The organism is Paenibacillus sp. PSB04 (assembly GCF_025809195.1).
GTDB lineage: Bacteria > Bacillota > Bacilli > Paenibacillales > Paenibacillaceae > Paenibacillus_AQ > Paenibacillus_AQ favisporus.
This window is the reverse complement of the sequence record NZ_CP081301.1, coordinates 4,993,451-5,006,694: the sequence shown is the minus strand read 5'-3', so window position 1 is coordinate 5,006,694 and position 13,244 is coordinate 4,993,451. Positions and strand designations below refer to the sequence as shown.

Below are 13,244 nucleotides of genomic sequence, written 5' to 3'. Positions count from 1 at the left end.
AGATCATACATAGAAGGACAGCGCCAGTTCATACATTTTCCTCCAGAGCCGGGATGGCGCCAGATGCAAGAGTGCATCAAGGAAGATGTATCCGTAAGATAGTAGGCGCCCGGACCTTGCCGGGGCTCAGCCGAATACATGTTTCAATACATCCTCTTTACGTTTCATACAAGTCAAATTATAATTTTGAAAAAGGCGAAGGGAAAGGCGAAAGCTGCGAACTTATTTTTCGCCTTTTCATGGCAAAGGAGGGGAATTCATATGGACGTTGTCCATTACTACAATAAACTGAATCAACACTTTGCTTCCGAGCCCCGAGGCTCTTCGATCCAGGTGACGATGCAGGAGCTGGAGGACATATGGGAATGCACCCGGCGAAATGCACAGCTGCTCGTGCAGAAAATGAAGGAGCAGGGGCTTATTGATTGGCAGAGCGGTTTGGGCCGGGGCAATACGTCGCGGCTCGTCCTGGTTGCCGATGCACAGGAGCTGCTATTGGACAAAGCCAAGGAACTGGCTTTAAAAGGACATGTCGGTGAGGCGTTTGGGCTGCTGCATGCGCATACGGACCCCCTGGCCGAAACCCATTTTTCCGATTGGCTGACCGGGCAGTTTGGTGCGCAGAAGGCTTCCGACCATAAGGACATTCTCCGTTTCCCATTTTACCGGCCGGTGCCCGATCTCGAGCCGCTGTTCGTCATTCGCCGCACGGAGACCCACCTGATTCGACAGATTTTGAACACGCTGGTGGAGTTCGACACGGCCGGTCACGTGATCAAGCCGGGGCTCGCCCATTACTGGGAATCGGATCACGAGTACACCGAATGGACCTTTTATTTACGTAAAGGCGTGCTGTTTCATCACGGGAAGGTGATGACGGCCGAAGACGTTCAATTTACGTTCCAGCGCTTTGGGCAGCTGAATCCGCCGGACTGGTTCATGGCGAATGTGGCAAGGGTTGAGGTTCTTAGTGATATCAGCGTCCGTTTTCACCTAAGCGAACCTAACGCCCTTTTTCTGCATCTATTGGCTTCAGAACGCTTCTCCATCGTACCCAAAGATCTGGACCGCATTGCGGCGACCCGGGATATACGGCGGATGCCGGTAGGTACAGGCCCATTTGTCATGAAGGAGAACAGCGACAACGGCATGATCCTCGAAGCGAACGAGCGGTATTTCCAGGGTAGGCCGATGATGGACCGCATCGAGATTTGGGTTTGGCCGAACTATTTGGAGCATCTGAAGCCCGACAGACTTCAGGAACGTGACACGCAGGTGCTCTATTTTGAACCGACGGGTAAGAAGAAAACGAGTACTTTGCTGACCCGGCTCGAAGAGGGCAGTACTTATCTGACTTTTAATCTGTCGAGGGACGGAATACTTCATGACGTTAAGCTTCGGGAGGCTATCCATTTAGCTATTAACCGCGAACAGATGGTCAAGGAGCTTGGAGGAAAGAGAGAACAGCCCTCCTCGGGCTTTAATCCGTATGACCATGACGAGGCGTACGGGCGGGGCGGGGAATTGATGATCGCGAGAGCCTGCCTGGCCGAATCCGCCTACCGTGGAGAAACGCTGACCCTGTATACTTACGAAATGACCAGTAACGAGCTGGATACCGAATGGATCCGTCGGGCCTGCGAAGACATCGGGGTGAAGGTGGAAGTCCATGTGATGCCGATCCGTGAGCTCACGAATCCATCCGTCTTGAAACAAGCCGATATGATTTATGCCGGAGAGGTCCTCGGTAACGAGCCTTCCGTGTCTTTGATCGAAATGTACCGTTCCCATTACGGATATATCCGCAACCACTTGGACGAAGCCGCGAGGGATGGGGTAGACCGGGCGTTGTCCGAGGTTCTGGCAGAACCGGATTACACCGTAAGAAGGATTTTGCTGAGGCGGATTGAAGATCAGTTAAAGAGAGACCATCATTTGTTATTTATGTACCATAGCATCCACATCATCGGGCATGATCAATCCTTAGGCGGAATCACCTTGGATACCTGGGGTAAAATCAACTACAAGGATGTGTGGGTCAAGCGCTGAGGTGCAGGTGCATGCAAGGCGTGACGGGCGTCAATGCATGTAGAGAACCCTTTTTCAAGGCTGGCAGGGGCCATTCGTCCCCATACTTCCGTCTGACATACAGTCTTTAGGGTATGTGTTATCGTAATGCTACCGTCTTTACAATTATAGTTGAAAAGGACAGGGATCACTGATGGATATCGGATTTATGGACAGCATCGTGTATTTTCATACGAATCCGAGCGACAAGGATCACAAGGAAGGACTATTTCTATCCCACTCCCACCCATCCGCCGAGATTACCCTCATCGTAAGGGGAGAGGGTTATTATGCCGCTGGGGAACAGAACGTTGAAGCACTTCCGGGTGATCTACTGTTCATTCCGCCGGATCTGAAGCACAGCTACGTCTGTGTCAAAGCCTGGGAAGGCTATTCGCTGCACATCTACGATCAGAACCTTCCGCCTTACTGCCAGTATTTGATGTCGCATGCGTTTTCGCAGCGTCCGGGTCCGATCCTGAAAGCTTCTTTGACCCCTGGCGCCGCAGAGCGAGCGTTAGCCGCCATGCACCAGATTGAGGAAGAATACAGGCGGGAAGAAAAGACCGAATATTCCTACGATCTGCTGCGCAATGCTCTGGAGACACTGCTGCTTGCTTATCATACTGGAACTTGCGTTCAAGCGGCTGAAGCCCCCTCGGAGCATCCTGAAGAGCAAATGATTCAGGACGCGCTGAAGGAAATTCACCAGAATTACCATACATCGCTGAAGGTGTCGGATCTGGCGGCGAACCACTATTTGTCGGAAAGCATTTTCCGCAAAAAGTTTACCGACCGCATCGGCATGTCACCTAAACAGTACATTATTTCCTTGCGGATTGACGAAGCCAAGCGGCTGCTGCACACCTCGCGCAAGCCCGTTGAATTTATCGCCTCCGAAGTCGGCTTCAGCTCGTCCAGCCGTTTTCATGACTTGTTCGTCAAGCATGTGGGCATGACGCCGATGGAATGGAGGCGCAGCGGAGAAAGTTAATGTTGTGAATAACTCGGAAGGTCCTTGTCCAAAGGGCCTTTTTGCTGTGAACAGGGGCTGTGCAGCCGTTTGCTGGCATCTGGTAAAGAATGAATATAAAAGTTTTCGACCGTCGAAAACGAAACGATTCTATACATTTTCGGGAGAGTATGTAAGCGTTTTTATGAACTTGATTCTGAAATCGTTCGCTATAATAGGGAATACTCCAGGAGCCAATCTTCTGGAGAAGATAACCTAGACGGGAGGAACTGCATGAACCTCTTGAGCGGACGCAAAAGATTATCAGGCCTTTGTTTAAGCATTGTGCTCGGAGCCGTAATGATCGTCTCAGGCTGCGGCACCTCAGCTCCCGGCCTGGTGGACCGGCTCAGCGCCGGCGAAGTGAAAGATATGCAGCAGCCGGTTCCGGATGCGCAGATCAAGTACAACAAGGACAAGATTTTCCACGTCTTGGGCGGATGGCCCAAGCCACCTCTGTACCAAGGCAACCCGTTCGGCTCCGGAGGAACCGGGGATACGAACAACCGCTACATGTTTGAAGGCCTCTTCTTCTTTATCCGGTCCATGAACAATGTGTACAACCGGCTGGCGGAATCCTCCGAGGATACCGAGCAAACGACGACCGTACATCTGCATCAGAACGTAAAGTGGCATGACGGAGCCCCTTTTACCAGTAAAGATGTATGGGCGTACTACCGGCTGAACAACGGGGCCGAAGTGACGAAGTATTTAACTTCGATCGAAACCCCCGATGACTACACCATTGTTTTTCACTGGATGAACCCTGCGCCGTATCCCGAACTTAGAAAGCTGCTCCTCGCCCAGGATCTCCAGGGCCAAATCCCTTACCACATCTACAAGAAATACGTGGATAAGGCCGACGCTTTGCTGAAAGAAGCGAAACCGCTTACAGACAAATCCAAGGACGGACCGTTCAACTTGGATATTACGGACGAGCTCAGCAAAAAAATCGCCCTGAACTGGAATGAATTCACCCGTGCGGGCCCGAAAATTCCGGTCGGCACCGGACCGTATAAGTTTGAAAAAGTGACGACGACCGATATGCTGTTGGATAAGTTTGAAGATTACTGGAGACCCGATGCGGTCCATTTTGACAAGATCTGGATCAAAAACGTTCCGGAACTCTCGGCCCAATACGCTCTCGTGAAGGCCGGCAAGCTCGACTGGTACGACGGCACCCCGCCGAAGGACATCCTGGAATCGCTTTTGAAGCAGAACAAAGATCTGGTTCACTACCGGATGTATGATCCGGCGAGCGTGGGGCTGATGTACAACATCCGCAACAAGCCGTTCGACAACCTCAAATTCCGGCAGGCGCTGACCTATGTGCTGGATAAGAAAAAGCTGCGCGAAATCGGCAACTTTTACGGCCAGGAATACCCGAAAATATCGATGACGGGCATCATGCCTTCGTCACTCGAAAAAGAAGTCGACAAATCCGTGCTTGATCAGATGACCGATTATACGACGAATCTGGATAAGGCGGCCGAGCTGCTGAAGGAAATCGGCTGGACCAAAGGATCCGATGGGTTATGGCGCGATCCTGACGGCAAGGTGCCTTCCTTCATCATCGGAGCGCCGAACAACTGGGCACCAGGCGTGAACTCGGCGCAGATCGCCGCGGAGCAGTTCACCAAATTCGGCATTCCGACGAAGCTGAAGGCTGTGGACAGCACCATCTACTTCTCCAACGCCGACAAGGGACAATACGATATGTCCATGGACTGGGTTGACGTGTCCTGGGGCTTCCAGAATCCGTGGAGCTCGATGCGGGTGCTGTTCTGGCAAGGAACGAAAACGAAGGTCGGCTTCCCGAACGTCAAGAAGAAGGACGCAGACGGCAACGAAGTCGATACCGGCAAACTCGATCTGAAGCTGAAGGGCATTGACGGGAAAGTGTACGATATCGACAAGGAAATGAAGCGGTTCCCTTATGTTCAGGACGAACAGGAACGCCGCAAAATCATCGACAACCTGGCCTGGATCGCCAACGAAAACTGCTGGGGCGTGAACTTCTTCCAGAACGCCACAGGCGCCTGGCTGAATACCAAAACGATGTCCGGGAACTTCCCGATGATGGACCAAATCGTTCAATACAACCGGGATATGCCGCTCGCTACCGATCCGGATGAGCAGCTGGCCATCACCCACCTGAACCACGGCTTCAACTCAACGTACATGCCGGAAGAGTATTGGCCGAGATAATGGCCGCACAAGCCGGATAAACACTTGGAGGTGACAGGAATGAGCCTGAAAGGGGTCTTAAAAAGAATCGGTGTTTCCCTGATCACGGTCTTCCTCGCGATGCTGCTTACGTTTTTCCTGCTGCGGATGACGCCCGGCAGTGCGATCGATACGTGGGCGAGGGACTTTGCCACCCAGCGCGGGATGAGTCTCGAGGAAGCGTACCGCCAGATTACGGCCATGATCAATTATAATCCGAAGGAGCCGATCTTCACCCAGCTGGGACGGTACCTGGGAGGACTGCTGCATGGCAATCTGGGCATGTCCATGATCTATCAGAACGTTTCGGTAAACGAAATTATCGCTAACGCGCTGCCTTGGACGCTGTTTGTGCTCAGCGTGTCGCTCGTTATCAGCTTCCTGATCGGCATTAACCTGGGCGCCATGATGGCGTTCAAGCGCAAGACGGTTCTGGATCCGATCATCTCGATCTATGCGATCCTGACGTCTTCGGTGCCTAACTTTATCGTCGGCATCCTGCTGCTTGTTATTTTCGCCTTTCAATTCGGCTGGTTCCCGGTCAACGGGGCTTATGACCCGATCGTGGAGCCCGGCTTCAACCTTCCGTTCATCCTAAACGTGCTGTATCACGGCGCGCTGCCGATTCTGACTTACGTCATTACGACGATCGGCACCTGGGCATTGACGATGAAGGGGAGCGCGGTCAACGTGCTGGGTGAGGATTATATCGTCGCCGCCAGCATCCGCGGGGTCTCCGAACGGACGCTGATGAGCCGTTACGTCAAGCGCAACGCCATGCTGCCGCTGATTACGACGCTGGCCGTCAATTTCGGCTTTATGCTCGGCGGATCGCCGCTGATCGAAAATGTGTTCAGTTATCCCGGTATGGGCTATTACATCGGGCAGGCAACACAGCAGCGCGACTATACTTTGATGCAGGGCTTGCTGCTCGTGACCAGCATCGCGGTCATTCTGGCCAACCTGGCCTCGGACCTCATTTATGCCAAGCTGGATCCACGCGTCAAGCTGGAGGAGGGCTGACGGATGAGTCAAGGATTTATCGATTTCTGGCAGACGATGTACCGCAACAAGAAAGCGTTCTCAGGCATGATCATCCTGGCGATCTTCATCTTTATGGCCATCTTCGGGCCCATGATGGCCTCGCTGGACATGACTGTCAACTTCGACGGCCGGTATAAGAGCCCGTCCTTCGCCCACTGGCTGGGCACCGACTACGGCGGCAGGGATACATTCCTGCAGCTGGTATACGGTTCCCGGGACGTGCTGTCGATTGGGCTGTTCGCCGCCCTGTTTACGCTGGTGCTCGGATTCGTGATTGGGGCGGTATCCGGCTTTGTCGGAGGCAAAACCGATACGGTGCTGATGTTCATCACCAACCTGTTTCTGACCGTTCCGAGCTTTCCCGTGCTGATGATCGTCGCCGCGCTCGTGCAGATCAAGAATCCGGTCATGTTCTCCTTTATATTGGCGGCATGGTCATGGGCGCCGCTCGCCAGGGCGATCCGGTCCCAGCTGCTGTCGTTGAAAAACCGCGAATTTATTATCGCCTGCCGGATTATGGGCCTGAAAACGCCCTATATCCTGTTCCGGGAGATTCTTCCGAACCTGACGCCGTATCTGGCGATCAACTTTATTATGGCGGCCCAAGGGGCCATCGTTGCCAGCGTTGGTCTGATGATGCTCGGTCTAGCTCCATATTCCCCGACAAACTGGGGGATGATGATCCAGCTGGCCGTACAGAACACCGGCGGCATCTTCAACCCCAAAGGCTATATCTACCTGATCTCGCCGATCATGTGCCTGGGGCTGTTCCAAATGGCCTGCATCTTTTTCAGCAACGGGCTGGAAGAGGCGCTGAATCCGAGACTGAGATCGTAAGGGCCGGCGATGAAGGAGGAGAAAATGATGGAACCATTGGTGGAAGTGAGGGGGCTGACGATCGAATTCCCGATGCGCGCAGGTCTGCTGCGGGCTGTCAATGAAGCCGATTTTGTCATCCCCAAGGGACAGATCACCGCCCTGGTCGGGGAGAGCGGAAGCGGCAAATCCACGATGGCATCCGCCATCATGCGGGCGATTTCGGTTCCCGGACGCGTTGCCGGCGGATCGATCACGTTTGATGGCCGGGATGTGATGAGCCTGGGTAAAAAAGAACTGCAGGCTTATAAATGGGAGCAAGTGTCGATGGTGTTTCAGGCGGCGCAAAACGCGCTTAATCCCGTCGCCCGAATCAAGGATCAGATCATCGAGACGTTTCGGGCCCATTCCAAATCGTATACGGAGAAGCAGATGGTGGATAAAGCGCGGAATCTGCTCGATTATGTCCGGCTTGATCCGGACCGGGTACTGAATTCATTTCCCCACGAACTCTCGGGCGGGATGAAGCAGCGGGTTATGATCGCCTTCAGCCTGCTGCTCGATCCGCAGCTCGTTATCCTTGATGAGCCGACGACTGCGCTGGACGTGATCACTCAAGCTTATATATTTGATATTTTGAAAAAGATCCACAAAGACATGAATATAACCATGCTGCTCCTAACCCACGATATCGGCGTCGTCGCCAAAGCCGCCGACCGGGTCGGCGTGATGTATGCAGGCAATGTCGTCGAAGCCGGCGACGTCTACGATATGTTCAAGCGGCCGAAGCACCCTTACACCGCAAAGCTCATGAAAGCTGTTCCGAGCTTGTATGAAGACGTGTCGGAACGGAAGGGGATCCCCGGATCTCCGCCGGATTTGCTCAACATGCCGCCGGGATGCCCGTTTCACCCGCGGTGCGAATATGCGCACGCGAAATGCAAGGAACAGAATCCGATCAAGGTGTATACGCCCGCTGGGCATGAAGTCGCTTGTCATCTATATCCGAATCCCGAGTCGGTTGCGGAGGTGCGTACGTCATGAATGCCAGAAATATTGAATTTGAGGTAGAGCCCAGACAGCGGCTGCGGGAAGCGGCCAGAACGGAAAGTTCCGAAGCGCTGATGCGGCTCGATAGCGTAAGCATGTACTTTGAACGGAGCCAGGGCATGTTTGGTCCTCCCCAGAAAGTGGGAGCTGTCGTCGATGTCAGCCTGGACATTCATCCCGGCGAAATCATCGCGCTGGTTGGCGAGAGCGGATGCGGAAAGACGACGCTTGGCAGCATCATCACGGGCCTGCAAAAGCCGACTTCAGGCAAGGTGCTGTACAAGGGGCAGGAGGTAACGAAACTCAGCGGCGAGAAGGCGAACCAATTCCGCGGCGACGTTCAGCTGGTGCAGCAGGATTCCTATGCCGCGCTGAATCCGATGCGGACCATTTACCAGTCGCTGTCGGCCCCCATCCTGCAGCGTAAAATCGTCCGCGGCCGCAAGGCGGCCCGGTCACGGGTCATCGAGCTGCTGCAGACCGTCGGCCTGACACCGCCGGAACGCTTCCTCGATAAATACCCGCACCAGCTGTCAGGCGGCCAGCGCCAGCGGATTCTGATGGCCCGCGCCATCTCGCTGAATCCGAAGATCATCGTGGCCGACGAGCCCGTCTCCATGATCGACGTGTCGCTGCGCATCTCGATCCTGAACCTGATGTCAGAGCTGAACCGCAAGCTGGACATCGCCATCATCTATATTACGCACGATCTGGCAACGGCCCGCTACATCGCCGGAAGGGGCCGCATGGCCGTTATGTATCTCGGACGCGTGATGGAGCTTGGCGGGGTCAACGATGTCCTCAGCCATCCGAAGCATCCTTATTTGCAGGCGCTGCTGTCCGCCGTTCCGACGCCCGATCCCGAAATCGCCAAAGCGATGGCGGATCTGCCACTGCGCAGTCTGGAGATGCCGAACGCGGCCAAACCGCCGTCTGGCTGCCGCTTCCATCCGCGGTGCCCGATGGCCACGGACCGCTGCTCCTCGGAAGAGCCCCAGCTCCGCTTGGTGGGCTCGGAGCAGACGGCTTGTCATTACGCGGAGGAGGCGCATGAGCTGTGGCAGCGCAAGATGGCTGACATCGGCGCCATCAAAAGCGTGTGATGGGGGACTTCGGAGCACTGTCCAGAATCGTTCTTTCGATGTCACTAGTCCTGCTGCTGCTCTGTTTCGTCTCCCTGACGGCGGTAAAGCCCGGCACCGGGCCGTATGTCGTGGTTGTTCTGTCGGTCTGGATCAATATCATTCTCTCCGGCTGCATCATCCTCGTTTCCGTCTGGCGGAAAATGCGGGATGCCAAGCGCCGCAGGTTGGAAGAGGCGCAGGAGCCCGATGGGAAATGACTTCGGAACTACAGGACGGACATCCAATAATTAACGGCATGAATTAATTAGCGAATCACCCTTAAAAAGCACGATTCCCGCTGTGGGGAGCGTGCTTTTCGGTTTCATAGGCACGATGTTAAAGGAAAAAGAGGGGGTTACCATTTTTATTTAATCATATTAATTATAAATCTCATTAATAAGTATCGTTCTCCGCCATGTCCCGGCAGAATTTTGCCCCGCATATACAGGTTAATATCAAGTTGAAATCAAATGTAACGGATCCTTCAGGAGTAACTGCGTCCAACTTCATTAAATTTATATTTCGTATCGGGTTAACCCCCGTAACCCTTGCCTGTGTTCTCGCGTCGTTAATATACACACGTATATTCAAACCGTAGCGGAAAGGAGCAGACCGTTGGAAAAGGAAAGCAGACAGCTTCTTTTTATACTGATCAGTGCAATGTCTGTTACAGCCTTGGTCGTATTGATGATTTTGAGTGCAGGCCTATTTTGGGACCGAAACCTGCGCCCAAGTACGATGCAGGAGGCGAGGGTGCTTCTTCGAAGCGAGCTTCGTTTTCCGGATGAAGATCAGATTCGCACGGTCGAGGTGTATGACGATAAATTTATGGAACCGGAGATCCGAATCCGTTACCCAAATGGATTACGCTTGTCCGTTACCCGTCTGCGTAGTCCGTCCCCTTATCCGGTTCTGTCTCACCAGAAAGCCGTTCCATCCACGAAGGAGCTTCGTGATGACCGAACGGAGAAAGTGGTGTATCGTTTCGTGAAGGATGATTTTTTGTATACGCTGCACGGGGACGTCCCGGAGCAGGTTATCTCGGAAACGGTCCTGCAGATCTTCAGAAACGAGTGAACAGGACGGATTGATTATAGGAGCTATGCACCACTCGTGCCGATTAACGGCGGCCTTTCGGCTGACCTTAGTCCCCTTGAAGGGGGAAAATGGTCCAGTTTTGGTTTGCATACCCATATTCACTGCCCAACCCAAGACGAATATAAGGTATATTGGGGAGGAAGCGGATCTTATATCTTCACAGCTCTTGTCAGGACAGCCCCTCAGAATCAGGGTGATGCCATGAAGGAGGAGATGGAAACGGATACAATCTGGAACATCCGAAACGGAATCAGGGATATCGCTGAAGGGGTGTATCGGTGGGTGCAGGGAACGCTCCGGCGCCTCCCATGGCTCAAAACCTTATATACGATTTGGTGCTGGGTATCCCTTTTGTTTTTTATCCTGGGCCTGTTCCTGTACCGGGATTCACGCACGATGCTCGTTCAGTATTTATGGTCCTTTTATGTCATGCTGCAGTTTTGGTTTCTTTGCCGGAGCAAAACATTTACCTGGAAGCAGGCGGCCATGTTTATGCTGCTGGGCATCTTTCTCGTCATCCCGGTTACGGCGCTGACGCTGCTCGCGGCTCACGGCCTGTTTGGCGGGGATACGCGGGACACCTGGTCCCAGGCCGTCCTGACCCCGATCTTCGAGGAAGTGTGGAAGCTGCTGCCGCTCGGTTTGTTTCTGCTCTTTTCACGGCGCGCCTCCTCCATGAGCCTAGCCGATTATACGCTGGCCGGAGCCGGGGCGGGCGTGGGCTTTCAATTGATGGAAGAGCTGACGCGCCGCTGGCTGAACTCCGGCATCATCGGGCGGACGTACGGCTACAGTGTGACGATGCTTGGTGGGGAAACCATCCATTGGGATTTTTGGACGCTGTTCCCCGGCCGGTTTGAGGAGAGCATCTTTCCGACCATCATGTCGGTCAGTCATCCTGTGCACACCGGCATGATAACCTTAGGGCTCGGTTTGGCCGTGCGTTTGCGCAAGCGGCTGAGCGACGCCATCTTCGCCCTGCCCGCACTGCTGCTCGTCTGGTCGATCATCGATCATGCCGCATATAACGGTCAGGGCTCACTGCCGGACTGGTTTATGAAAATCAGCGACCTGACGGGGAGCGGATACCGCACGAAAGGCGTGTTCCTCCTGATGCTGGCAATTGGGCTCGTGCTGGATTACGTCTCGTTGAATCGGGTGAAAAGCCGGCTGCCGAGAATGGAAGGCGAAGGATGGATCAACCCGGTGTCAGAGATGTGGTATATGCTGGAGTCTCTCTTGACCCGCAGGGAACGGCTGGCGAGCGTCATGTCCTGGACCCGGGAACGCAGGGAGCTGGGCTTCTCGCTCCTATACGGCAATCAGGAAGCCGCCGCGCTGCAGGGTGACCTGCAGACGAGGTTGCTGAAGCATTTCCGTGCCGCCGCCGGTGTAACCGCGGCCCTTCTGGTAGTCGCCGGGCTAGCGGGCTTCGCCGCTTATTTCCAGGCGCACGTCCATTCCGCCGATCCGGCTTGCTTTTCATGCATGTTCGATTCGCTGCAGAACTGGTGGGACCGCCTCGGTTTTTGGGAAAAAAGCGCCATCGTGCTCGGAGCGTTCGCTTTGTCCTTCATGTTCGTCAGCTTCTGGCCGGCACTCGGTATTGCCTTAACGGCGGCGAGCATACCGGCGAGCGGCCACGAAATCGCTAAGGATATCCGCGATCCAAAAAGGCTGCTCACCCCCGAAAATGTGATCTCTACGCTGCTTGCGCTGGCACTGAGCCGTGTTCCGTTCGGCAGGCTGGCCGAACGCTTCGGAAAGAAGGGCGGCAGCAGGCTGAAGGATTGGCTGGAGAAGCTGCTTAAACGGCGAAAGGAGCCGAAGCCGGAACCTGACCTGCCCAAGAAGCCGCATAAGCCGGATGGAGAGGATCCACCGCCAAAGAAGGAAAAAGATCCCGAGGAGCAGCCGCCGAAGAACGATGCAGACGATTACGTACATTGGAGCAAAGCGAAGTACCGTGGGGTGGAGCTCCACGATGCCAAGAACGGAGCGCTTGGGGAGTTTGACGGCGTCGATCTGGAGAAGGGCATCTTCTATGAAGCCAAGTCGGCGCAAGGGCTCGACCGCATCCATCCAAAAACGGGCAAGCCGCAGCAGACGCCGCAGCAATTTACAGATAAGCAGTTGTACCAGAAAACGAAGGTGCGGATCAACAACCTGATGCAGAAGGCGGTTGGGACGCGAACGACGCCTGATGGAACGGCGGAGATCCCGACACTGGAGCAAATCAAAGGAATCCGGCATTTTGAGTTTCAGCTGGACGGGGACTCGCCGGCGTTACGGACAGCCGCGGAGAACAGCTTGAACAAGCTGCGTCAAGAATTCCCGGATTATACATTCAACATTCGATTTGGGGTGAAATAACATGTCAATCAGCGCCATTATTGTGGACCCGGAAGACGAATTTGAACGGTCCTTTATGCTTCCGGTGGCGACGGAATCCTTTTTCCAGAAATATTGGGTGCCGGCGGTGGAAGAGCTGAACTTGCAGTGGGTCGCACTTTTCCAGGACGGTACAGACGTGGAGTCCGAGGACATCCCGTCTGTCTTGGGCGAAGTGTCCCAGCTTAAAGAATGGGCGCGAAGCCACATGCATGGGGACGACCTCGACCACATGTTACGCAGACTCGAGCTGCTGGAGACGGAACTGCCAAAGGCGTACAGGCGCGGCGGTGCGGTGGTCTACATCGGTTAACATTGCCTGTTAACATTGGTGAATGAATGAAAGATTGTTTTAATCTCCTAAGAGGTGAGTGCGATCAAGTCCGGGTTACACAGACACCGGGCTTGATTGCTTT

At 54.3% G+C, this 13,244-nt stretch carries 11 protein-coding genes; all 11 read left to right on the top strand.

The window, feature by feature from the left end:
- Nucleotides 1-261: 261 nt before the first annotated feature.
- The 11 genes from K2F33_RS23210 (at nt 262) to K2F33_RS23160 (ending at nt 13,141) form a co-directional block, all read left to right on the top strand.
- Entirely contained in the window at nt 262-2,049 is a 1,788-nt protein-coding gene (locus tag K2F33_RS23210) for an SgrR family transcriptional regulator (protein WP_263878781.1), read from the top strand.
- 172 nt (nt 2,050-2,221) lie between these two features.
- A complete protein-coding gene (locus tag K2F33_RS23205) occupies nt 2,222-3,061 on the top strand; it encodes an AraC family transcriptional regulator (RefSeq protein WP_263878780.1) in 840 nt (279 codons plus the stop codon).
- A 252-nt stretch (nt 3,062-3,313) separates the two neighbouring features.
- Nucleotides 3,314-5,287 carry an ABC transporter substrate-binding protein gene (locus tag K2F33_RS23200; RefSeq protein ID WP_076165309.1) on the top strand — a complete coding sequence of 658 codons (1,974 nt, stop codon included), beginning with the start codon at nt 3,314-3,316 and terminating at the stop codon, nt 5,285-5,287.
- 39 nt (nt 5,288-5,326) lie between these two features.
- The gene (locus K2F33_RS23195) at nt 5,327-6,328 is read left to right on the top strand and encodes an ABC transporter permease (RefSeq protein ID WP_076165307.1); all 1,002 of its coding nucleotides are present in this window, start codon (nt 5,327-5,329) and stop codon (nt 6,326-6,328) included.
- 3 nt (nt 6,329-6,331) lie between these two features.
- Entirely contained in the window at nt 6,332-7,186 is an 855-nt protein-coding gene (locus K2F33_RS23190; protein ID WP_076165305.1) for an ABC transporter permease, read from the top strand.
- Between the two features lie 24 nt (nt 7,187-7,210).
- The gene (locus K2F33_RS23185; RefSeq protein WP_084203673.1) at nt 7,211-8,209 is read left to right on the top strand and encodes an ABC transporter ATP-binding protein; all 999 of its coding nucleotides are present in this window, start codon (nt 7,211-7,213) and stop codon (nt 8,207-8,209) included.
- Complete coding sequence (locus K2F33_RS23180) at nt 8,206-9,318, top strand: oligopeptide/dipeptide ABC transporter ATP-binding protein (RefSeq protein ID WP_084203672.1); 1,113 nt, start codon at nt 8,206-8,208, stop codon at nt 9,316-9,318. The genes K2F33_RS23185 and K2F33_RS23180 overlap by 4 nt, the downstream gene beginning before the upstream one ends.
- The gene (locus K2F33_RS23175; RefSeq protein ID WP_076165300.1) at nt 9,318-9,557 is read left to right on the top strand and encodes a hypothetical protein; all 240 of its coding nucleotides are present in this window, start codon (nt 9,318-9,320) and stop codon (nt 9,555-9,557) included. The genes K2F33_RS23180 and K2F33_RS23175 overlap by 1 nt, the downstream gene beginning before the upstream one ends.
- A gap of 397 nt (nt 9,558-9,954) precedes the next feature.
- Nucleotides 9,955-10,416 (top strand): hypothetical protein, encoded by a 462-nt coding sequence (locus tag K2F33_RS23170; protein ID WP_263878777.1) that lies wholly within the window; start codon nt 9,955-9,957, stop codon nt 10,414-10,416.
- A 234-nt stretch (nt 10,417-10,650) separates the two neighbouring features.
- Nucleotides 10,651-12,810, top strand: coding sequence for a PrsW family intramembrane metalloprotease (locus tag K2F33_RS23165; RefSeq protein ID WP_263878776.1), 2,160 nt, complete (start codon nt 10,651-10,653; stop codon nt 12,808-12,810).
- A 1-nt stretch (nt 12,811) separates the two neighbouring features.
- The gene (locus K2F33_RS23160) at nt 12,812-13,141 is read left to right on the top strand and encodes a hypothetical protein (RefSeq protein WP_076165296.1); all 330 of its coding nucleotides are present in this window, start codon (nt 12,812-12,814) and stop codon (nt 13,139-13,141) included.
- Nucleotides 13,142-13,244: the final 103 nt, after the last annotated feature.